General features: G+C 67.0%; 14 protein-coding genes and 1 tRNA gene. 6 read left to right on the forward strand and 9 right to left on the reverse strand.

Translation table 11 applies throughout. From position 1 onward, the window contains the following. Positions 1 to 8: 8 nt before the first annotated feature. Positions 9 to 1,013 (forward strand): phosphotransferase, encoded by a 1,005-nt coding sequence (locus ACMZPQ_RS16210; RefSeq protein ID WP_197580702.1) that lies wholly within the window; start codon positions 9 to 11, stop codon positions 1,011 to 1,013. Positions 1,014 to 1,076: 63 nt separating this feature from the next. On the opposite strand, the gene ACMZPQ_RS16215 is transcribed toward ACMZPQ_RS16210, so the two are convergent. The 8 genes from ACMZPQ_RS16215 to ACMZPQ_RS16250 form a co-directional block, all read right to left on the reverse strand. Continuing rightward, complete coding sequence (locus tag ACMZPQ_RS16215) at positions 1,077 to 1,964, reverse strand: DMT family transporter (RefSeq protein WP_197580753.1); 888 nt, start codon at positions 1,962 to 1,964, stop codon at positions 1,077 to 1,079. Positions 1,965 to 1,996: 32 nt separating this feature from the next. Continuing rightward, positions 1,997 to 3,058, reverse strand: a complete 1,062-nt coding sequence (murB, locus tag ACMZPQ_RS16220) for a UDP-N-acetylmuramate dehydrogenase (protein WP_197580701.1) — start codon at positions 3,056 to 3,058, stop codon at positions 1,997 to 1,999. A gap of 8 nt (positions 3,059 to 3,066) precedes the next feature. Further along, positions 3,067 to 4,122: a quinone-dependent dihydroorotate dehydrogenase gene (locus ACMZPQ_RS16225; protein WP_053508872.1), complete on the reverse strand. Its 1,056-nt coding sequence runs from the start codon at positions 4,120 to 4,122 to the stop codon at positions 3,067 to 3,069. Between the two features lie 8 nt (positions 4,123 to 4,130). Then, a complete protein-coding gene (locus tag ACMZPQ_RS16230; protein ID WP_197580700.1) occupies positions 4,131 to 4,901 on the reverse strand; it encodes a methyltransferase domain-containing protein in 771 nt (256 codons plus the stop codon). 5 nt (positions 4,902 to 4,906) lie between these two features. Beyond that, on the reverse strand, positions 4,907 to 5,191 hold the full coding sequence (locus ACMZPQ_RS16235; RefSeq protein WP_414485948.1) for a DUF4190 domain-containing protein: 285 nt from the start codon (positions 5,189 to 5,191) through the stop codon (positions 4,907 to 4,909). 138 nt (positions 5,192 to 5,329) lie between these two features. After that, positions 5,330 to 6,169, reverse strand: coding sequence for an SDR family NAD(P)-dependent oxidoreductase (locus ACMZPQ_RS16240; RefSeq protein ID WP_312646677.1), 840 nt, complete (start codon positions 6,167 to 6,169; stop codon positions 5,330 to 5,332). Next, the gene (gene amaB / locus ACMZPQ_RS16245) at positions 6,169 to 7,701 is read right to left on the reverse strand and encodes an L-piperidine-6-carboxylate dehydrogenase (protein WP_053510056.1); all 1,533 of its coding nucleotides are present in this window, start codon (positions 7,699 to 7,701) and stop codon (positions 6,169 to 6,171) included. The genes ACMZPQ_RS16240 and amaB overlap by 1 nt, the downstream gene beginning before the upstream one ends. A 409-nt stretch (positions 7,702 to 8,110) precedes the next feature. Continuing rightward, positions 8,111 to 8,785, reverse strand: coding sequence for a phosphatase PAP2 family protein (locus ACMZPQ_RS16250; RefSeq protein WP_197581871.1), 675 nt, complete (start codon positions 8,783 to 8,785; stop codon positions 8,111 to 8,113). Between the two features lie 108 nt (positions 8,786 to 8,893). On the opposite strand from ACMZPQ_RS16250, the gene ACMZPQ_RS16255 reads away from it, so the two are divergent. Next, positions 8,894 to 8,970 (forward strand) — tRNA-Arg (locus ACMZPQ_RS16255). A gap of 34 nt (positions 8,971 to 9,004) precedes the next feature. Here ACMZPQ_RS16255 and ACMZPQ_RS16260 read toward each other — a convergent pair. Continuing rightward, on the reverse strand, positions 9,005 to 9,895 hold the full coding sequence (locus ACMZPQ_RS16260; protein ID WP_197581915.1) for a dihydrodipicolinate synthase family protein: 891 nt from the start codon (positions 9,893 to 9,895) through the stop codon (positions 9,005 to 9,007). Between the two features lie 138 nt (positions 9,896 to 10,033). Between ACMZPQ_RS16260 and ACMZPQ_RS16265 the strand changes: the two genes are divergently transcribed. The 4 genes from ACMZPQ_RS16265 to ACMZPQ_RS16280 all read left to right on the forward strand — a co-directional run bounded on the left by ACMZPQ_RS16265 (position 10,034) and on the right by ACMZPQ_RS16280 (position 21,800). Beyond that, positions 10,034 to 10,498, forward strand: coding sequence for a GNAT family N-acetyltransferase (locus ACMZPQ_RS16265; RefSeq protein WP_197581872.1), 465 nt, complete (start codon positions 10,034 to 10,036; stop codon positions 10,496 to 10,498). A 106-nt stretch (positions 10,499 to 10,604) separates the two neighbouring features. Further along, on the forward strand, positions 10,605 to 11,456 hold the full coding sequence (locus ACMZPQ_RS16270; RefSeq protein WP_414485947.1) for a helix-turn-helix domain-containing protein: 852 nt from the start codon (positions 10,605 to 10,607) through the stop codon (positions 11,454 to 11,456). Positions 11,457 to 11,940: 484 nt separating this feature from the next. Next, positions 11,941 to 18,114: a CshA/CshB family fibrillar adhesin-related protein gene (locus tag ACMZPQ_RS16275; protein ID WP_414485946.1), complete on the forward strand. Its 6,174-nt coding sequence runs from the start codon at positions 11,941 to 11,943 to the stop codon at positions 18,112 to 18,114. Continuing rightward, positions 18,111 to 21,800: a TonB-dependent receptor gene (locus ACMZPQ_RS16280; RefSeq protein WP_197581874.1), complete on the forward strand. Its 3,690-nt coding sequence runs from the start codon at positions 18,111 to 18,113 to the stop codon at positions 21,798 to 21,800. The genes ACMZPQ_RS16275 and ACMZPQ_RS16280 overlap by 4 nt, the downstream gene beginning before the upstream one ends. The last annotated feature ends 57 nt before the right edge of the window (positions 21,801 to 21,857 follow it).

The raw sequence follows: 21,857 nt of genomic DNA on the forward strand, positions 1-21,857 counted from the left end.
TTCCATCCATGTCATTCGCTTCGGCGCAGCATCTCGGCGAAGTCCTACAACAGTCCTACGGCATCAAGGCTACTGCGGTGGTGCCACGTGCGGTGGGCGCCGACGCGGGTGCCAGCGTGTACCGCGTCGACGCGCGGCACGGCCAATGGTGGTTGAAGTGCCGTACCTACCAGGTCGATCCAGCGGTGTGGGACAGCCTGCACTGGCTGCGCGGCACGTTGGGCATCGACGAGATCGTGGCGCCGTGGCCGGCGCTGACCGGCGGTGCATCGGTACAGCGCTGGGGGCTGCAGTTCACCCTGTTTCCCTACATCGAAGGCCAGTCCGGATTCGAGGCGGCCTTGAGCCGCAGCCAGTGGCAGCGGCTTGGCGTCGTCCTGCAGCGCCTGCACGGTGCGCAGGTGCCGCCGGAGCTGCAACACGGATTGCCGACCGTGCGGTTGGAAACCGCTGCAGTGGAAAAGGTCGGGCACTGGTTGGCGGGTGAAGGGCTGGCGGAGGCTCAGGATGGACTGGGCCGCGCATTCGCTTCGGTCTGGGACCAGCAACATGCGCGCATCGCGGCGCTGCATGCGAGCGCGCTGGAACTGTACGCGGCATTGAAGCATGCACCGGTCGATCTGCACCTTTGCCACACCGACCTGCATGCCGGCAATCTACTGATGGGGAACGACGGCGGCCTGCATCTGATCGATTGGGATGGCCTGTCGCTGGCGCCACGCGAGCGCGACCTGATGTTCATCGGTGGCGCCGTGGGTGGACGCTGGGGACGCGAGAATCCGCTCGATTTCGCGGCAGGCTATGGCAGCGACCTGGGAGATCCGCGCTGGATCGCCTGGTACCGGCACTGGCGTATCCTGCAGGACCTGATTGAGTTCCAGCAGGTCCTGCTGGGTAGCGACGGAGAAGAGCGTTCGCCGCAGTTGCGCCGGCAGCTGCTGCACTACCTGGGCGAGCAGTTTGCACCGGGTAATGTGTTCGACGCGGCCGAGCGGGTGTATCGCGCTTTGTAGATCCACGCCATGCGTGGATGGCGTAATCAGGCGAGTGAGTCGTCATCCACGCATGGCGTGGACCTACTCGGCCGGTTTGACCGCAGCCGAGGCAGCGGCACTGGCGGCGCGGCGTGACAGCACGGCTTCGCGGTGGGCGATGTAGGCGTTAGCGGCAAGGATGATGCCGGCGCCTGTGATCGTCCAGCGGTCGACGCTTTCGTTGAACAGCAGCCAGCCAAACAGCGTCACCAGCGGCAGCTGCAGGAAGCTGATCGGGGTCAGCGCCGAGACCTCGCCCAGGCGCAATGCGCGCGTCCACAACAGCTGGCCGATGGTGCCCAGCACGCCGGTGGCCAGCAGCCACAGCCAGGCGATTCCAGTGGGCCAGACCCAGACGAACAGGGCGGGAACCAGCGAAAGTGGTACCCAGAACACATAGGTGTAGAGCACCACGGTGTCGGCGCTGTCGACGCGGGTCAGCTGCTTGATCTGGATCGCGACCAATGAGCTGAGCACAGCGGCAGCCACCGCCACCAGGCTGCCCGCGGTGAAGCCGGCGGTGCCCGGGCGCACGATCACCAGCACGCCGATGAAGCCGACCACCACCGCTGCCCAGCGCCGCGCGCGCACGGTTTCACCCAACCACAGTACCGCCGCAATCGTGACGAACAGCGGGGTGGAGTAGGACAGGGAAACCGCCTGCGCCAGCGGCAGGTGGCCCAGTGCCCAGAACGCACACAGCATCGAGCCCAGGCCGATCGCACTGCGCACGAAGTAGCGCGGCAACTGCTGGGTCCTCAGCGGCGCGCGGCCGGGCCGCAGCAGCATCGGCAGCAGGGCGATCAGGCCGAAGGCATTACGGAAGAACGCCACTTCCTGGGTTGGCACATAGCGCGTGGCGTAGCGGATCGCCACCGCCATCAGGCCGAACGCCATCGTGCTGCCAAGCATCAGCAGCGCCGCCCGCATCGGGGTGGCGCCTTGGGAAAGGGCAGGGGCGTTCACCACTGTGCGCCGAGCAGGCGGGGCTCCGGTTCGATGGGCACGCCGAATTTTTCCAGCACCGAGGCCGAGATGCGGCGCGCCAATGCCAGCAGTTCAGCGCCAGTGGCGTTGCCGTGGTTGACCAGTACCAGTGCATGGCTGGGCGCCACGCCGGCATCGCCTTCGCGGAAGCCCTTCCAGCCACAGGATTCGATCATCCAGGCCGCCGAGACCTTGCGCTTGCCTTCCTGGTCGGACGGGAACACCGGCAGATCCGGGAAGTGCTGCAGCAGTACGTCGACCTGCTCCAGCGGCAGCACCGGGTTCTTGAAGAAGCTGCCGGCATTGCCGAGTACATCCGGGTCGGGCAGCTTGCGGCGGCGGATCGCGATCACCGCATTGGCCACGTCCACCGCACCGGGCAGCTCCACGCCCTGCGCCTGCAGTTCCTCGCGGATGCCGGCGTAGTCCATGCGCAGATCGTGCAGCAGCGGCAGCTTCAGCTCGATGGCGGTGATCAGGTAGCGGTCCATCTGCTGCTTGAAGACGCTGTCGCGGTAAGCGAAACCACACTGCTCGTTGTCCAGCCGCACCCAGGCCTGCTCGTGGCAGTCCCAGGCTTCGACGGCCTGGATGAATTCTCCGACCTGCGCGCCATAGGCGCCGATGTTCTGGATCGGCGCGGCACCGGCGGTGCCGGGAATCAGCGCCAGGTTCTCCAGCCCGGACAGGCCTTCCTGCAGTGACCACATGACCAGGCCGTGCCAGGGCACGCCGGCACCGGCGCGGATCACCGCGTGGTCGGCGCGGTGTTCGAGGAAGCTGATGTCGCGGTTGCCGAACACCAGCACGGTGCCGGGCAGGTCTTCGGCGATCAGCACGTTGCTGCCGCCGCCCAGCACCAGCAGCGGGCCGTTGGCCACCTCGGGCAGTGCCAGCACGTCCGGCAGCAGTGCGGGATCGTGCAGTTCCAGCAGCTGTGCGGCGCTGGCCTGCACGTGGAAGGTGTTCAGCGCCTGCAGCGGCGCATTGCGGGTGAGCGTCCAGCGCAGCGGTGCGGCGCCGTCGGTGGTGTCCATGGGCGCGCTCACAGGGGGGCCACCGCGCCGCGGCTGGGTGCTTCGCGGCGGCGACGGATCGCCTCCACGCACTCAGAAACCAGCGCCGGGCCGCGGAAGATCAGGCCGCTGTAGCACTGCACCAGCGCGGCACCGGCGGCCATCTTGGCCACCGCGTCGGCACCGGACAGGATGCCGCCGACACCGACCAGCGGCACCGACTCGGGCAGGCGCGCGCGCAGGCGGCGCAGCACCAGCGTGGACTGCTCCAGCACCGGAGCACCGGACAGGCCACCGGCCTCGTTTGCCAGCGGATCGCCAGCCACCTTGCTGTGGTCGACGGTGGTGTTGGTGGCGATCACGCCGTCCACTTTCAGCTCGCCGAGCACGCGTGCGGCGGCGTCGATATCGCGCTCGCTCAAGTCCGGTGCCACCTTCACCAGCATCGGCACGCGGCGGCCGTGCTGCGCGGCGAGGGCCTCCTGGCGGTCACGCAGCTGGCTGACCAGTTGGCGCAGTGCGGTTTCTTCCTGCAGTTCGCGCAGGCCGGCGGTGTTGGGCGAGGAGATGTTGACGGTGATGTAGTCGGCCAGCGGATACACCTTGTCCAGGCAGGCGATGTAGTCATCCACGGCCTGTTCGTTGGGGGTGTCCTTGTTCTTGCCGATGTTGATGCCGAGCAGGCCGCGGCGGTTGCGCGCGCGCTCGACGTTGCGCACCAGCGCGTCCACGCCCGCATTGTTGAAGCCCATGCGGTTGATGATCGCGTTGTGTTCCGGCAAGCGGAACAGGCGCGGCTGTGGATTGCCGGCCTGCGGGCGCGGGGTGATGGTGCCGATTTCAACAAAGCCGAAGCCCAGCGCGAACAGTGCATCGATGTGCTCGCCGTTCTTGTCCAGGCCAGCGGCCAGGCCGACCGGGTTGGGGAACGTCAGCCCGAACACGGTGCTCGGCATCGGCGCGATGCGGGCGGCCAGCAGTGGCGTAGTGCCAGTGCGATAAGCCAGATCCAGTGCGGACAGGCCAAGGCCGTGGGCGCGCTCGGCGTCGAGCGAGAACAGGAAGGGGCGGGCAAGCGAATACATGCGTCGGTTCAGTCCAGCGTGCCGAGGAAGGCTCGGGTTCGATATTCAAAAGCGACCTGGCCATCGACCGCATGGGCGGCGAACAGGTCCTGCAGAGCGTCGATCATCGGCGCGTGGCGCGGCTGACCGGGTTGGGGGGCATAGGAGGAGGACAGCAGGCGCCCACGCAGGGCATCGAGGTCCAGGTACTGCACATTCGGCAGCTGCACCATGCCGCGCAGACCGCCACCAAACCACGCCTGCATGGTGGCGTCGTCCTGGTAGCGCTCGGCCACGGCGGTGTAGTCGGTGCCGTAGTCCAGCAGCAGCTGCTCGTAGCCGACCAGGAACGGGCTGGCGTCGAGCAGGCGCGAGTTCCAATAGATCAGTGCCTGGCCACCCGGGCGCAGGATGCGCTGCCACTCGGCGCGTACCGCCACGGTATCGAACCAGTGGAAGGCCTGCGCGACACTCACCAGATCGATGCTGGCAGCGTCCAGGCCGGTTGCTTCGGCGCGGCCGTCGACGGCACTGAACTGCGGGTACTGCGGTGCGAGCCACTGTTCAGAGGCTGCGCGCATGGCGGCGTTCGGTTCCACCGCAACGACCGGATGGCCGGTGGCCAGGAACAGGCGGCTGGAAATACCGGTGCCGGCCCCGATGTCGGCCACCTGCGCCTGCTCGCTGACGCCCATCGGGCCGTGCAGCCAGTCGAGCAGGGCCGGCGGGTAATCGGGCCGGTAGCGGACGTAGTCGGCGACGCGGCTGCTGAAGCGTTCAGTGCTGTCGGAGGCGGTCATGGCGGTCAGTTCGATACGGCGGCGAGCCAGGCCAGGCCGCCGAAGAACAGGATGAAGGCCAGGATCGCCGCGATCACCGCGCCCACCATTACCCAGCCCAGCACCAGGCCAGTGACGGCCAGGCCGTCACCTTCAAGTTCAAGCGGGCGGCGGCGGATCTCGGCGCGGGCCATGTGGCCGGTGACGATGGCGACGATGCTGGCCACGAAGGGCGGGACGGTCCAGCTGGCGATGCCCATGACCAGGCTGACCACGGCCAGGGCGCTTGTCTGTCGGGGTGCCACGCTCATCGGGGTCCTCCTTGGCAGTGTGCACATGATAGTGCGTCTGCCCGGGCAATCCCATGCCCGGTGGATGCGATGGCAGGCGTCGGCCTTGGTCGACGAAAGGCATGCCAACCAAGATTGGCAGCTACCGGGATGCCGGTGTCAGCCCATCAGCACCTGGCCGCCATCCACGTTGAGCACACTGCCGGTGACCCAGCGTGCCAGCGGCGAGCACAGGAACAGGGCCGCGTCGGCGATCTCGCGCGGGTGGCCGAAGCGGCCGAACGGGATCTTCGCCAGGGTGCCGTGGTACAGCGCAGGATCTTCGGTACGGCGGCGGTCCCACAGGCCGTCGTCGAACTCGATCGAGCCCGGTGCAATCGCGTTGACCCGGATCCGGTCCTTGGCCAGCGCCAACGCCTGCGAGGTGGTGTAGTGCGAAAGCGCAGCCTTGGCCGCGGCATAGGGCGCGCCCCCAGGGCGTGGCTGCTGCGCGGCGATCGAAGACAGATTGAGGATGCAGGCGTCGTCGGACATGCGCAGCCACGGCAGGGCCAGCCGCGAGGCCCGCACCGCCGCCATCAGGTCGACCTGCAGGCTGGCCGCCCATCCGTCCTCGTCGTCGGCCATGCCGTAGCCGGTGGCATTGTTGACCAGCACGTCGATGCCGCCGAGTGCGTCGGCGGCGGCCTGCAACCAGGCCTGGATCTGACCGGTATCGGCCAGGTCGGCGGCGAACGTGTGCAGCGAGACGCCCTGTGCGGTTGCATCGGCGCGCAGCGCGTCCAGGCCGGACTGGCCGCGGGCGCAGACCGAAACCTGCGCACCGGCGCCGGCAAACGCCAGCGCCATTTCACGACCGATGCCCTTGCTGCCACCGGCGATCAACACGCGGCGGCCGGTGAAGTCGAGGGTCGGAGCCCCGGAGGGGATCCGACCCTGGGCAGGGGTCAGATCCCCGGAGGGGCTCTGACCCGCGGACATGGCCGGACGCGTTGCCATCACAGGTCGAACTTGATGCCCTGGGCCAGCGGCAGCGAATCCGAATAGTTGATGGTGTTGGTCTGGCGGCGCATGTAGACCTTCCACGCATCCGAGCCGGATTCGCGGCCACCGCCGGTGTCCTTCTCGCCACCGAAGGCGCCACCGATTTCCGCACCGGAGGTGCCGATGTTGATGTTGGCGATGCCGCAGTCGCTGCCGGCGGCCGACAGGAACTTCTCGGCCGTCTTCAGGTTGGTGGTGAAGATCGACGACGACAGGCCCTGCGGCACGCCGTTCTGCATGTCGATGGCTTCGTCGAGGCTGTCGTAGGGCATCACGTACAGGATCGGCGCGAAGGTCTCATGCTGGACCACGGCGTCGCTGTTCTTCAGGCCCGAGACAATCGCCGGCAGCACGAAGTTGCCGGCGCGGTCAATGCGGGTGCCACCGGTTTCGATGGTGCCGCCGGCGGCCTTGGCTTGGGCGATGGCATCGAGGAACTGCTGCACGGCGCCGTCACTGTTCAGCGGACCCATCAGGTTGGCGGCATCGGTCGGGTCGCCGATCTTGCCTTCGACCTGCTTGTAGGCCTTGACCAGGGTGGCCAGCACGTCGGCGTAGATCGAGCGGTGCACGATCAGGCGGCGGGTGGTGGTGCAGCGCTGGCCGGCGGTACCGACCGCACCGAACACGATGCCCGGCACGGCCAGCTTCAGGTCGGCGGTTTCGTCCAGGATGATGGCGTTGTTGCCGCCCAGCTCCAGCAGGCAGCGGCCAAGGCGGCGCGCGACCTTCTCATTGACGGTGCGGCCGACCTGGGTCGAGCCGGTGAAGCTGATCAGCGGCACGCGACGGTCATCGACCATCTTTTCCGACAGCGCGGTACCGGCGTCGTTGATCAGGAAGAAGATGTCCGGGAAGCCGGCTTCGCGCAGCGCGTCGTTGCAGATCTTCAGCGAGGCGATGGCGGTCAGCGGGGTCTTGTTGGACGGCTTCCAGATGCAGACGTCGCCACAGATGGCGGCCAGGAACGAGTTCCAGCTCCACACTGCAACCGGGAAGTTGAAGGCCGAGATGATGCCGACCAAGCCCAGCGGGTGGTACTGCTCGTACATGCGGTGGCCGGGACGCTCCGAATGCATGGTGTAGCCGTACAGCATGCGGCTCTGGCCGACGGCGAAATCGGCGATGTCGATCATCTCCTGCACTTCGCCGTCGCCTTCCGGCTTGCTCTTGCCCATTTCCAGCGCGACCAGCGAACCGAGGGCGTCCTTGTGCTTGCGCAGCGCTTCACCGCACAGGCGCACGGCTTCGCCACGACGCGGTGCCGGCGTGGTGCGCCAGACCTTGAAGGCTTCCTGGGCGCGGGCGACGACGGTGTCGTACTCGGCCTCGGTGGTGGCGCGGACCTGCGCGATCGGCTCGCCGGTGGTCGGGTTGACCGGGGTGATCAGCTCACCGCTGGTCGCGCTCGACCACTCCCCGTTGCCCAGGTACGTGCCAGCGTTGATCGCGTCCAGGCCAAGGGACTTGAGCAGCTCGGAAGACATGCAGACTCCTGTGTTTCGTTACGTTGTTTGGCGCCATCGCGGGCAGGTGGGGGTCGCGATGAACTGGACCGCCGATGGTAGCAGAGGGTGATTGCCGGGCTTTGGTGCGGTGCGGGGTGGCGGCGGAGGGGCTGGACAGGTCGTCAAGGCTTTGGCGTTCCATGGAGGGCCTGTGACGGTGTGTGACGCAAATTGACAGAAAAATGAAGCGCGTCGATAAGCGTCGGAGAAGAGAAATTCGGATTGGTTGTAAGGACTTACGAAGAGGAGGGGGGCACGGTGATGACCGTCCGTGCACAGGGTTCCTATCTTTTGCGAGCAACATCATTCACAATCTCTACACAATTCATTGACAAGATCTCGACACTTCCGTGTGGGCTGGGGAGCCCCGCATCCGACAACGCACTTGCTATTGTCGGGTTGGGAGAACATGGAGAAGTGCTTTGCTACATGGATCAAAAGTGAAGGAAATGTGTAATTGCGTTGGCAGTTCTCGTGGGTGAGCATGGATCTCTGCCCTTCCAGAAATGAATTTCGCCAGCGCGATCACCGCGTCGTGGGTACGCATGTCGGGCAGCGCCAGGGGAAGCGCCATGCCGGCAAGTACCGCGGCGGCAATGGCCACGGGAGCGGCGCGACGGGTGGCGCGCGCGCCGTACAACGCCCATGTGCCGCAGCCCAGTCCCAACATCAGCCCGGCGATGACTTCCGACAGGCTGTGCGCATGCAGGGGAATCCGTGACAAGGCGATTGCGACAGCGAGCAGCGTTCCGGCCAGCAGGCCAATCGCGCGCGCGCGCCTGCCTGCTCCGGCGAGCAGTACGCCAACAACCGGATAGACGACGCTGGACATGGCTGCATGACCGGAGAAGCCGGTGAACTGCAGACTCTCGATGCCGATACCCCAACCCATGAAGGCCAGCTTGGAGGAAAGCGTCACGCCGGCAACGGCCACGATTGCAAGCATCCATCGCCACTTCAGGCGTGCATCGGCGCGGGGCAGGGTGAACAACAGCACCAGCGCCATCGGGAGCAGCCAACGGCTGTCGCCGAGGGTGGAGAGGGTTCGCCAGACGTCCAGCATCCAGTTCTCACGGCGCGCGGTGGGCCAGCATATCGAGTCCGGGCGCTGCGCAGAACGACCCGCGCTTGGTCCATTCAACTGGACGCGGTATCCTGTGCCGCTGCCAATGGCCCCGTAGCTCAGCTGGATAGAGCGTCCCCCTCCTAAGGGGAAGGTCGCCCGTTCGAATCGGGCCGGGGTCACCATTCGTACCGCCGGTGCTGTTTCGACATCGCCCAGCTAGCGCAGCCCGAGCCTCTCCAGTTCGTCCGCCACAAGCGCTTCGTCATCTCCTCGAAGCCCCAGCAGTGGCCGTGGCAGGCATTCATCACCGCACAGCCCCATCAGCGCCGCTGCGCACGCCATCACGCGGATACCGCCGAAGCGGTCATACAGGGCCCAGAGCGGCGCCAGTTTCCTGGACAACGCCTGGGCCGTGGCGATCTCGCCGCCGAGCGCTGCCCGCGTGATCTGCAGTGCGACCTCGGGAAACAGGCCGCCGATCACCGAGTACCAGCCGTCGCAGCCCGCAGCCAGCCCGTGGACGGCGGCCGCATCGCCGCTGATGCCGAGAGAGACACGCGCTGGGAGACGGGCGCGCAATGCGGACACGCGGGCCACGGCCTCGGCTGGGTCGTCGGACAGGCGGGGAATCTTGATCGAGGCGATGTTGGGCAGGGCGGCGATCCGCCCATGCAGTTCATCGGTGAACCGGAAGCGGGTGGTGCCGGGATTGTCGTAGACGCAGATCGGGGTGCGGACGGTGGCGCAGACCGATTCGAAGAGCGTGTAGACCTCGTGTTCCTGCAGCAGCTGGTAAGACACCGGCGCCAGCAGCAGGCCAGCGGCACCTGCCTCTTCGGCGTCGCGGGCCAGCTCCAGCACGTCGAGGGTGCGCAGTGCGCCGATGCCGACGATGATCGGTACGCCTCCGGCGTGCGCGAGCGCTTGACGAAGTATGCGCTTGCGTTCGTGCTTCTCCAGATAGGCATAGCTGCCGGTAGAGCCCAGGATGCCCATCGAATCAACGCCGGAGCCCGCCAATCGCTCGACCAGGGCGGCGAATGCGCGGGTGTCGATCTCTTCGTTGTGGAGCGGGGTAAGCGGGAACGCACTGAGGCCACGGAACATGGGCTGTCCGATATAGACGAAGGGATGGGTGCTCCGCATTGTTTATTGTCCTAGGACAAAATTCAAGGATCGCCGCATGGCGTGACTGCGTGCGCTGGCTCGCCCACAATCACTAGCCCTGAGCACACATGCATCGTCATGCCCATGCAACTGCAGCCGGTGCGACGGTTGCACTACACGCGCGTCGCCTCGTGGCTCGATTCGGCGGCGGCCACGCAACGCTGGGCCGGCCCGGGCGTCGGGTTTCCGCTGGCGCCAGAGGCGTTCGCGCAGGCGCTTGAGCTGGCTGCTCGCCCAGGTCGGGTGTTGTTGGACCCACAGGGCGACTGTGTGGGCTTTGGTCAGTATTGGATGACCGACCCGGGCACTGCCCACCTCGGCCGCATCATCGTTTCGCCGCAGGCGCGCGGTCGGGGCCTGGGGCGGGTGCTGGTGCAACTGCTGGCTGCAGAGGCCCTGCGATCACCGGGCGTGCGACGGCTGACCCTGCGCGTCTATCGTGACAACGCACCCGCGACGGCCCTTTATCGCGATCTCGGTTTCCGGCCGGTGGAGGCCGCTTCCACGCCGGAACTGCTGTTGATGCAGCGTATTGAAGGTTGATTCGCGATCCAGAGGGCAGGGCGGAACGTTGATGGTTCCGGTACTTTTCACAACGCTTTTCCCGCGCTCGCTATGCTGTGCGCGGTGAATCCAGCCGGATCGGCTCGTGGACCGCATACCCCAGCTTCTGGACCAGGACGAATCCATGCGCTTGGGGGTCAGTACGCTGGCCGAGGGACTGGGTGCCCCGCTGTCCTTCGGCAGCGCCTATCTGGTGCTGCTGGTGTGTGTGTCCGGGCGCGCACGGTTCGCATTGAACTTCCGCGAGATCGCGCTGCAGCGGTACGACGTGCTGGTGCTGGCCGAGGACACGCTGGCGTTGGTGCGGCAGCGCTCGCGCGGTTTCCTGGCCATGGCCTGCCTGCTGCCGAAGGCATTGGCCTCGGAGGTGGCGTATGTGCTGCCCGATACACTGCTCACGTTCCTGCGCGAGCAGCCCCACTGTGTGCCGTCACCTTTGGACGTGCCGCTGCTACAGGGCTGGCTTCATCAGTTGATGGACGCGCAGCACAACAGTGGACGGCAACGCCACGTGATGCTGCGCAATCTGCTGCAGAACTTCTTCCTGAAGATGGTCACACTGCTGCCGAAGCAGAAGAGAGCGCCCGCTCAGGTCAGCAGGCGCCAGCGCCTGGCCTGGGACTTCTGGGAACGGGTCGGCCAGCGCAGCACGCACCAGCGCGACGTGCAGTCCTACGCCGAGGCGCTGTGCATCTCTCCGTTCTATCTCTCGCAGTTGACCCGCGAGTGCTTCAACGCGACACCGAAGGCGTTGATCGACCGCCAGGTGGTGCTGGAGATCAAGGCATTGCTGACCTACAGCGAACTGCCGATCGGTCGCATCGCCGAGCGCCTGAACTTCGAGGATGCGTCCTATCTGTGCCGCTATTTCCGTAGGCACACCGGCCAGTCGCTGACTGGCTACCGCCGGGCCGGGCAGGGCGGTACTGGGCCGTAGGGCCCCTCGATCGGCTTCAGCATCCGCTGTCGCATGCGCGCGGCCGCATGGCTCCCGCAACGCCAGGATTGATGCAGCTGGCCTCGTTCCGCCATGACGCGATGAAGCACTGCGTGCCGGCTGCAGCGCGAGGTGCGCCACCTTGCTCCCGCCATGGGTACGCCGAATTCGCTTGGCGACTTGCCGGAAAGGGCGATGCGACTGCCGGAATCGTGCACGGGCTGCCTGGGTGGCGTTGCTACAACTGTTCCCACGGGCCTGGCACCAGATTCGGCACACTTGAATGTGATGTGGTTCACACATTTGTCTAAATTGTGTTAACTTGGTCACAGCTTTATGTACCCAACCAACCGGGTTGCAGGGACGAAGGCAAGTGCCACGGAGCCGGCAGAACACGTAGTTGCGTGCGCCGCCGGAGCCGGGATTTCGTCCCAGGCCATCCACTGAACTTCGGTCCGTCTGTGGGCTGAGCGGGGAAATCAACATGTGGCAGTCGACGACGTCGCGCTTTCGCGCGGGCGGTGGATGCGTTCATCCCGGGAAAAACCAGCACTACCGGCGACTGCGTCGCTGGGCGGCGATCAGCCTGGTGCTGCTGCTGGCGATGCTGGCGCCCTCGCTGGCCTGGGCCGCCGCCTACGCTACCGGCGGCAGCAGCCCGTACCGCAACACCGTGCTGTGGTTGACCTGGGGCGGCGGTGCCAATGGCGTGAACAACGTCGCACTCAATGATGGTGCGATGTCGTCCATCGACATGCCGGTCGCGGCCGGGGTGAACCTGCGCGTCGATTGCCGGTTGAACACGGCCGAGACCAACGTGCTGCGCAGCTATCGCCCCGGCAACTTCGGTGGCGACAGCCTTGACGACCTGTACAACATCGGTGGCACCGGCACCGCCAACCAGCTGATCGCCGGTATCGCACGTGCCAGCGGCACCTCCAGCTTCAGCATCACCTGTACGTCGACCCTGGGCGGCGCCCCGTACCGCCTGCGCGGCGTGGTGATGGCCGATGCCGAGTCGATCAACAACAGCGGCGAGTTCGTCGAAGCCAGTGCGCAGGGCACCTGGAACGTGGTCGAGGTCCGCAAGAACCTGTCCAACGCCACGCCGTATCTGGTCAACAAATCGACCAGCGGTGCCAACCAGGTCATCCGCTTCGGCCCCGGCAACGACGACAACACCGCGGCAGTCACCTTCCTCAGTTTCGACAATGCCGCACACGCGCCGGGCAACCTGGCGGTGAACATGGGCTTCTCGATGCGCGGCGGCGGCACCACCGCCATCGCCATCGGGCTGCTGGTGCCGTATGCCGACTTCGGCGATGCGCCGCAGAGTTATGGCGACGCCATGCACGTGGTGGACGACCTGCAGTTCCGTTCCGACGGCATCCCGCAGGGAGCCAGCAACTTCAACATCAACACCGCAGGCTACACGCCAGGCGGCCTGGCGCCGCCGTTGACCGACTTCCTCGGCAGCCTCGGCCCGGATACCGAGCAGCGCAGCAGCTACAGCCTGGATGCGCTGGGCGATGACAACTTCCCGCAGGTGGGAAGCCGCGAAGAAGATGCGTGGCCGACCAGCTACCGCCTGACGGTGATGCAGGCCGGCACCCAGATCAACCAGCCGGTGGCCTGCGTGGGCAACGGCAGCGTGGCGGGCTGGATCGACTTCAACCGCAACGGCGTCTTCGATGCCAATGAGCGCAGCAATACCGCGCTGTGCAGTGGCGGCCAGGCGAGCCTGGCGTGGACCGTGCCGGCCCAGGTGCTGGCGGGCACCAGCTACGTGCGCCTGCGCTACGCCACGCTCGCTGCGCAGATCCAGAACCCGACCGGCGTGGCAGATGACGGCGAAGTGGAAGACCACCGGATCACCATCACCGCGCCGTCGCTGAAGGTGGTGAAGAGCAACAACGCCACAGGCGGCGTCTGGAACTACGGCCAGGCAGGCACGACGTACACCCTGACCGTGAGCAACACCAGCGATGTGCCGACCGGCAATCCGCCGAATGTGGCGGCGGGCACGATCACCGTGCGTGACCAGCTGCCGGCCGGCATCGTGCCGAACTGGAGTGGCACGCATGTGAGTGGCAACTGGAGCTGCACGGCAAGTGGCCAGGATGTCACCTGTACCAGCAGCCAGGTTCTTGCAGCGGCCGGTAATGCCGGATCCAGTTCGGCGTTTACCCTGCCGGTGACCGTTACTGCAGCGGCGACCGGCGTGCTGACCAATCACGCCAGTGTTGGTGGTGGCTACGACCCCTTCAACAATGGCAATGCGCCCGCGCCGGGCGCCAGCTGCACCGATGCCGACCACTGCACGCGCAGTGATGTCACTGTGCCGGTGACCCGCGTGGGTTATGCCAAGCGTTCGAACACCACCGGCCCGGTCGCGGTGGGTGCGACTGTCAGCTACACCGTCGATGTCACCGTGGCCGATGGCAACACGCGCGACGTGCTGACCCTGACCGACACCCTGGGTACCGGCCTGGATTTCGCCAGCGTCAGCAGTCCCGGCGCGTTCACCTGCAACGCGGCCAACCCGCTGGTGTGCACGCTGCCGGCCGGTACCGTCCCCGGCACCTACAGCCTGAGCTACACGGCCACGGTCAATGCACAGGCCAGCGGCCAGGTGGTCAACACCGTGGTCGGCACCGGTACCGATACGCCCACCTGCAGCAGCACCTGCACCACCACCACGCCGGTGGCGGTGCCGCGTATCTCGGTGTCGAAGGCCAGTGGCACCGCCGGTCCGGTTGCCATCGGTGACAGCGTCGCCTACACCGTGACCGTACTGGTGGCCGATTCGCGCACCACGGCGGTGACCACGCTGACCGATACGCTGGGCACCGGCCTGGACTTCGGCAGCGTCACCAGCGCCGGCAGCTTCAGCTGTGTGCCGGGCAATCCGCTGGTCTGCACGCTGCCGGCTGGCACCGTGCCGGGCAGCTATGCGTTCTCCTACACCGGCGTGGTAAACGCGCAGGCCAGCGGCCAGGTGCGCAACGCCGTCGTACCCAGCGGCACCGACAATCCTTCCTGCGTGGGTGCGTGTGATACCACCACGCCGATGGCCGCCGCGCAGGTGGTCTATGCCAAGCAGGCCTCCACCGGTGGCCCGGTGCGGGTCGGTGACCGCATCGACTACACCCTGACTGCAACGGTGACGCGCGCGCGCACCGGCGCCGTGGTAACGCTGACCGACACCTTGGGCAGCGGCCTCGATTTCAGCGGCGTCAGCAGCGCGGGCATGTTCACCTGCAACGCCGCCAATCCGCTGGTGTGCACGCTGCCGGCCGGCACCGCGCCCGGTACCTACAGCCTGACCTACGGCGCTACTGTCAACGCGCAGGCCAGCGGCAGTGTGCGCAATGCCGTGCTCGGCAGTGGCACCGACAACCCGTCGTGCAGCGTGAACTGTGACACCACCACCCCGGTGGCAACGCCGGGCGTGAGCTATGCCAAGTCGGTGAACAGCACCGGTCCTGTTGCGGTGGGTGATCGCCTGACCTACACGCTGACCACGGTGGTGACCAACTCGCGCACCACCGATGTGGTGACCCTGACCGATACGCTGGGCACCGGCCTCGACTTCGGCGCGGTGACCAGCGCAGGTGCGTACACCTGCAATGCCGCCAATCCGCTGGTGTGCACGCTGCCGGCGGGAACCGTGCCGGGCAGCTACAGCCTGACCTACACCGCGGTGGTGAACGCGCAGGCCAGCGGGCAGGTGACCAACGCCGTGCTTGGCAGCGGTGGCGACAATCCGTCGTGTACCGCCAACTGCGGTACCAGCACCCCGGTGACCGGCAGTGCGATCGACTATCGCAAGACTTCGGCCGCGGCCGGTTCGGTGAAGGTGGGTGACAGCATCGCCTACACCCTGACCGCCGTGGTCAGCAACTCGCGCACCACTGCGGTGTTCACCCTGACCGATACGATGGGCCCCGGCCTGGACTTCGGTACGGTGACCGCCAGCCAGGGCTTCAGCTGCAATGCCGCCAACCCGATGGTCTGCACGCTGCCGGCCGGCACCGTGCCGGGCACCTATACGGTGGACTACACCGCACGGGTGAACGCGCAGGCCAAGGGCAGCGTAAGCAATGCGGTACTGGGTGGCGGCCCCGGAACCACTACCTGCACCAGCAACTGCAGCACCACCACACCGGTGCTGGCAGCGGTGGTGACCTACCGCAAGCAGTCCTCCACCGTTGCGCCGGTTGGCGTCGGCGATGCGGTGGACTACAGCGTTGAAGTGACGATCGCCAACTCGCAGACCCTCGATACGCTGACCCTGACCGATACCCTGGGCGTGGGCCTGGACCTGCAGTCGGTCACCCAGGCCGGACCGTTCACCTGCAACGCCAGCAATCCGCTGGTCTGCACGTTGCCGGCCGGCACTGCGCCCGGAACCTACACGCTGGGCTATCGCGCGCTGGTGAATGCACAGGCCAGTGGCAGCGTGCGCAATGCGGTGCTTGGCAGTGGCGGTGATACCCCGACCTGCAGTGGCGATTGCAGCACCGAGCATGCGCTGGCCGAGCCGCGCGTGGTGCTGGAGAAGCAGGCCGGTCCGGCCAGTGGCACCGAAGTACGCCCCGGCGACCGCCTGCGCTACACGCTGGTGGCCACTGTGGAGCGTGCTGCGCTGCGCCGCCCGCTGCAGCTGGTCGATACGCCTGATGCCGGCTTGAGCATCGAGAGCTTGCCGGCCGGGTGCGTCCAGCAGGGGCCCGAGATCGTGTGCACGGTGCCAGCAGGCACCTCGATCGGTCGCCATGAGTTCGCCTACCAGGCCGTGGTCAACCAGGAAGCACGTACCGAAGTGCTGAACCGGTTGCGCGGGCAGTATCCGGACGGCTCGCCGCCGCCGGAATGCACGACCTGCGAGACCCGCCACAAGGTGGTGTCCGACTTCGCGCTGCGCATCACCAAGACCGCCAGCCCGCGCCGGGTGAAGGTGGGCGATCTGGTGCGCTACCAGCTGGTGGTCGAGAACGTGGGCAGCAGCCACTGGCGCGATGGCGTGGTGGTCGATACGCCGCCGCCGGGCTTCAGCTACGTGGATGGTTCGATGCGCGTGGCCGACGATGACGGTGCGTTCTCGCTGGCCAGCAGCCAGTCGCCGCTGCGCATCGGTGCGGTGGATATCGCGGTCGGCCGCAGTGCCACCATCACCTACCTGCTGCGCGTCGGCGCTGGCGTACGCAGTGGCAATCACGTGAACCAGGCCGTGGCGACGGCCGATGATGGCAGCCCGCTGTCGAACATCGCCACCGCCGAAGTGGCGATGGATGCCGATCCGCTGCTGGAAGACAGTCTGGTGTTCGGCACGGTGTTCGATGACCGCGATGGAGACGGCTGGCAGGACAGTGCCGAGCTGACCGGCGTGCGCGTGCAGGGCGGCTTTGCGCCCTCGGCCTACGTGGCCGGCTCGACCACGCTGGATCGCGGCGATGGCCCGCAGCCGCTGGCCGATGCCAGCGCACCGCTGCTGCACGGTGTGCAGATCGGCGTGGTGCATGGCCGTGCCTCGACTTCGGACACCGCCGAGGCGCACCAGGTGGTGTTGCGCCAGCGCTTGCGCGAACTGGCCTTCACCGATGACTTCGTGCTGGAAAGCACGCAGGGTCACCGCCTGCGGATGGACGCACAGGGCGGCACGGACATGCAGCGCAGTGGCGACGCCGGCAAGGGCCTGACCGCCGCCGAGCCGACCGTTCGCCGCGAAATTGCCCGCGTCGCTGAGGGTTATGAAGTGGCCTATGTGATTGGCAACGAGGGCATCCAGGAGCAGGGCATCCCGGGCGTGCGCCTGGCCACGGTGGAGGGCCTGCTGGTAGAGACCGATCCGTTCGGTCGCTACCACCTGGCCGATGTCCACGGCGGTGATGCGCGCCTGGGCCGCAACTTCATCGTCAAGCTGGACCCGGCCACGGTGCCGGCCGGCGCGGCGCTGACGACCGAAAATCCGCTGCTGCGGCGGGTGACCCAGGGCGTGCCGACGCGCTTCAGCTTCGGCGTGCGCTTGCCGCCGTCGCCACGGGCAGCCGCTGAGCGCATGGAGATCGCGTTGGGTGAGGTGCTGTTCGCGCCGGGCAGCAGCGAGCTGCGCACCGACTACCGCCCGGTGCTGTTGAAGATGGCCGAGGTGGTGAACCGCTACCAGGGCGGTGATGTGGTGATCGCGGCCAACGGCGAAAGCCAGGCGCTGGCCTTCGCCCGTGCCGCAGTGGTGCGCGATGCGCTGCAGGCCGAAGCTGCCGAAAGCGCGCGCGCTGGCCTGACCGTGCAGCTGCGCACCGATGTGCAGGACCCGCATTCGCTGCTGGCCGGTGTCGATGCGAATGGGGCGTTGCTGGGCAACGTCCTGTTCGACACTGACAAGGCCACCGTGCGCGACGAGTTCAAGCCGTTGCTTGTGGCCATCGCTGCACGCCTGGAGAAGCTGGGTGGTGGCCAGGTTAGCCTGGTCGGCCACACAGACGTGCGCGGCAGCCATGCCTACAACCAGGCCCTGGGCCTGCGCCGTGCCAGCGCTGTGTTCGAGGCGCTGCGCAGCCAGCTCAGCCCCGCGGTGCAGCAGCGCCTGCGCGTCCGCAACGAGGAGAGCGCCGCCACCCGTGCGGCCGCTCGCCAACAGGAGGCCCGCCGATGAGCGCGCATCACTCTGCCGCCCGCCGTGCGGCCCGCCTGCCGCGCGCTGCGCTGTACCAGGCCCTGCTGCTGGGCCTGGCCGCTGCCGCCCAGGCCGCCCCGCCCACCGCCGAGCCGGCGCCGATCCGTTGTGATGGCAACCAGTGCAACGCCGAAGGCGAACTGTTGTTCAGCCTGCGCTCGCGCAGCTATGACGAGCCCGTCACCGAGGGCACCTCGACGCGTTCCAGCTCGCAGACGCTGCAGCCGGATCGCCGTGTCAGCGTGGCGATCGATGAGCCGGGCAGGGCGACCGTGCGTGGCGAGTTCATGATCCGCCTGCCGGAAGGCGGCGCGATCTGGGCCACCGAAGACCCCGCGATGGGCCAGCCGGAACTGTCGGTGTCTGCGCCGGGCATGGTGGCCTTCGATGAGGGACGCATCGTGCGTCCGGTCGAGTTCTACGTGCGCGGCAACTACACCGCCTTCATCCAGCGCCTGGAAGTCAGTGTCTACCGCGGCAGCGACGCCGACCGGGTGGCGCCGCTGGCAACGTTCGAACTGCCGGTGGCCGCCGTTGCACGGGGCAGCTGGGATGGCACCCTCCCGGCGTCGACGCCGCTGCGTCGTGGCGACCGCCTGGTCTACGTGCTGCGTGCCTTCGACGCCGAGGGCAATGTCGATGAAACCACCGCGCAGTCGATGCAGCTGGTCACTCCGGCGGAGTTCGAGCGGGGCAACCAGCAGCTGCGCGATGCGCTGGAAGATCGCCGCGGCACCGCTGTCGATGCCAACCAGGCGGCGTCACTGTCGCTGCTGCAGCAAGTATTCGACAGCAATGGCCTGCGCCAGCAGAACATCCCGGTGTACGGCTCGCGGGTGCGCCTGCGCGGCCGCGACCTGCCGCTCGGGGCCTCGTTGAAGATCAACGGCGACAGCTACCCGCTGGACCAGGATCGCAAGTTCGCCGCCGAGTACCTGATGCCGATCGGCCACCACGCCTTCGACGTGCGCGTGGAGCGGCCGGATGCACCGGCGATCGCGCGCACGCTGGAGGTCGATGTCAGTGGCCAGTACCTGTTCGGGGTCGGCCTGGCCGACATCACCGTGTACCAGAACAAGGCCAGCGGGGCAGGGCAGGACCTGGCCCGTGGCGAGCGCAACGACGATGTTCTCAGCGATGGCCGCCTGGCCTTCTACCTGAAGGCCAAGACCCGAGGCCGCTACCTGCTGACCGCGCAGGCCGATACCCAGAACCGACCGCTGGACGAGCTGTTCAGCGGCTTCACCACGGCCGATCCGCGCGATCTGTTCCGTAGCCTGGATCCGGACCTGTACTACCCGACCTATGGTGATGACTCGCTGACCCAGCGCGATGTCGACAGCATGGGGCGCTTCTACCTGCGCATGGACTGGGACAAGAACCAGGCGCTGTGGGGCAACTACAACACCGGGCTGACCGGCACCGAGTACGCGCAGTACGTGCGTTCGCTGTACGGTGCGGCGTTGTCGTGGCGTTCGCGTGGTGCCAACGCCTGGGGCGATGCCCGCAGCGAGCTGCGCGTGTTCGGCTCACAGGCCGAGACGGCGCCGGGCCACAGCGAGTTCATCGGTACCGGCGGCAGCCTGTATTACCTGCGCCACGCCAGCATTCTCAGTGGCTCGGACCAGGTCGTGCTGGAAATCCGCGACCGCACCACCGGTCGTGTCGAGCAGCGCGTACCGATGGTGCGCGGCGCCGACTACGAGATCGACGCCCTGCAGGGCCGCATCCTGCTGACCCGCCCATTGGCGCAGGTCAGCCGCGAGAATCTGCGTCGGATCAGCCGTGACGTGCCGCTGGATGGTTACGAGCAGCGCCTGATCGTGGATTACGAGTGGGTGCCGACCGGCTTCGACAGCGACGACATCACTGCAGGCGTGCGTGGCAAGCATTGGTTCGGTGACCACGTCGCGGTGGGCGGCACCTATGTGGACGAGCAGCGCGCCGGCCAGGACTATTCGCTGAAGGGCGCAGACCTGACCCTGCAGGCCGGCCGCGGCACCTATCTGAAGGTCGAACACAGCCGCAGCGAGGCGACCAGCGCACCGGTGTTCTTCTCCGACAACGGCGGCCTCAGCTTCAGTCGCCTGAATCCGGAAGGACCGCGCGACGGCGAGGCGACCGCCGTCGAGGCACGCGTCAACCTGCGTGAGCTGGGCTGGACCCAGCGCGACTGGAGCGCGGGTGCCTGGTGGCGGCAAGTGGACGGTGGCTATTCGGTCGGGCGCTTCGATACCGGTCAGCGGGTGCGCGAACAGGGCGCCGAGCTGCTCGGCTATGTGACCGACGATTTCAGCCTGTACGCGCGCTACAGCGAGGCCCGTCGTGGCAATGAGTCGTTGATCCAGGCGCAGGCCACTGCCGAATGGCGGATCGGCGAGAACGACCGCCTGTCGGCCGAGCTGCGTCGTGTGCAGGAAGACCGCGGCAGTGGCGGCAACGTGGCGGGCGTGCTGGCGGCCGCACGCTACACCCATCGCATCGGCACCTCGCTGGACCTGTACGGCGGCGGCCAGTTGACCGTGGATGACGATCATGGCCGCTATGCCGACAACGATGCAGTGGTGGCCGGTGGCACCTGGACCTTCGCCAACCTGTCCACTGTCGGTGCGGAGGTGAGCGATGGCGACCGTGGCACCGCCGCGCAGGTCAATGCCGAGTACCGGCTGACCCCGCAGCACAGCTTCTATGGTGCATTCACCCAGTCCACCGACCGCAGCGAATACGACCCGCTGTTCAGCCCGAATGCGCAGGATGGCTGGACGCTGGGCCAACGCTGGCGGCTGTCCGACCAGGTCAACGTGTTCAATGAAAGCCAGTTCCTCAAGTCCGGGCAGGAGTCCGGGTTGGCGCATACCTTCGGCATGGATTTCTATCCGGCGGTGGGCTGGAACGCCGGCTTCACGCTGAGCAACGGCAAGCTCGACGCCAGCAGTGGTCAGGTCGATCGCAAGGCGGTCAGCCTGTCTGGAGGCCGTACCGCGCCGGGCACGGAATGGCAGAGCAAGCTGGAATGGCGTCGCGATACCGGTGCCGAACGGCGCACGCAGTGGGTCAGTACCAATCGCCTGAGCCATCGCCTCAACGATCGCTGGCGCATCGCGGCGCGCTTCAACTATGCCGACACCGACGATGCGATCAATCCGGTGGCGGGTGCGCGCTTCATCGAGGGCAACCTGGGCTTTGCCTACCGGCCGTGGGACAACGACCGCTGGGCGCTGTTCGGCCGCTACAGCTATCTGTATGACCTGTCGACGATGGGGCAGGTCAACGGTGTCGACTACGACCAGCGCACCCAGGTGTTGTCACTTGAGGGCGTGTACCGCATCGACCAGCGCTGGGAAGTAGCGGCGAAGGCGGCCCGCCGCGAAGGCGAGGTGCGCTATGGGCGTGGTACCGGTCCGTGGTTCGACTCGGCCACCAACTTCGCCTCCGGCCAGCTGCGCTACGACCTGTACTACCAGTGGCATGGGCTGCTGGAGTACCGCCTGCTGGACGTGCGCGACGGTGGTACCCGGCAGGGTTGGCTGGCCGGTGTCGACCGCGATATCGGGCGTAATTTCCGGGTCGGCGTGGGCTACAACTTCACCGATTTCAGCGACGACCTGACCAAGTTCGACTACACCCATCGCGGGTGGTACCTGAACCTGGTGGGGCGTTACTGAGCACCGCTGCTGGGCGTGGGCTCGGCGCTACAGGAACGGATGCGCCGGGCCAAGCCC

Origin of the sequence: Stenotrophomonas maltophilia (assembly GCF_047497515.2) — a bacterium.
GTDB lineage: Bacteria > Pseudomonadota > Gammaproteobacteria > Xanthomonadales > Xanthomonadaceae > Stenotrophomonas.

Coding starts and splice junctions, on each gene's coding strand:
- murB (WP_197580701.1), bottom strand. CDS start 3,058: ATGGACACCACCGACGGCGCCGCACCGCTGCGCTGGACGCTCACCCGC.
- ACMZPQ_RS16265 (WP_197581872.1), top strand. CDS start 10,034: ATGCCCATGCAACTGCAGCCGGTGCGACGGTTGCACTACACGCGCGTC.
- ACMZPQ_RS16210 (WP_197580702.1), top strand. CDS start 9: ATGTCATTCGCTTCGGCGCAGCATCTCGGCGAAGTCCTACAACAGTCC.
- ACMZPQ_RS16230 (WP_197580700.1), bottom strand. CDS start 4,901: ATGACCGCCTCCGACAGCACTGAACGCTTCAGCAGCCGCGTCGCCGAC.
- ACMZPQ_RS16225 (WP_053508872.1), bottom strand. CDS start 4,122: ATGTATTCGCTTGCCCGCCCCTTCCTGTTCTCGCTCGACGCCGAGCGC.
- ACMZPQ_RS16260 (WP_197581915.1), bottom strand. CDS start 9,895: ATGTTCCGTGGCCTCAGTGCGTTCCCGCTTACCCCGCTCCACAACGAA.
- ACMZPQ_RS16240 (WP_312646677.1), bottom strand. CDS start 6,169: ATGGCAACGCGTCCGGCCATGTCCGCGGGTCAGAGCCCCTCCGGGGAT.
- amaB (WP_053510056.1), bottom strand. CDS start 7,701: ATGTCTTCCGAGCTGCTCAAGTCCCTTGGCCTGGACGCGATCAACGCT.
- ACMZPQ_RS16235 (WP_414485948.1), bottom strand. CDS start 5,191: ATGAGCGTGGCACCCCGACAGACAAGCGCCCTGGCCGTGGTCAGCCTG.
- ACMZPQ_RS16275 (WP_414485946.1), top strand. CDS start 11,941: ATGTGGCAGTCGACGACGTCGCGCTTTCGCGCGGGCGGTGGATGCGTT.
- ACMZPQ_RS16250 (WP_197581871.1), bottom strand. CDS start 8,785: ATGCTGGACGTCTGGCGAACCCTCTCCACCCTCGGCGACAGCCGTTGG.
- ACMZPQ_RS16280 (WP_197581874.1), top strand. CDS start 18,111: ATGAGCGCGCATCACTCTGCCGCCCGCCGTGCGGCCCGCCTGCCGCGC.
- ACMZPQ_RS16215 (WP_197580753.1), bottom strand. CDS start 1,964: ATGCGGGCGGCGCTGCTGATGCTTGGCAGCACGATGGCGTTCGGCCTG.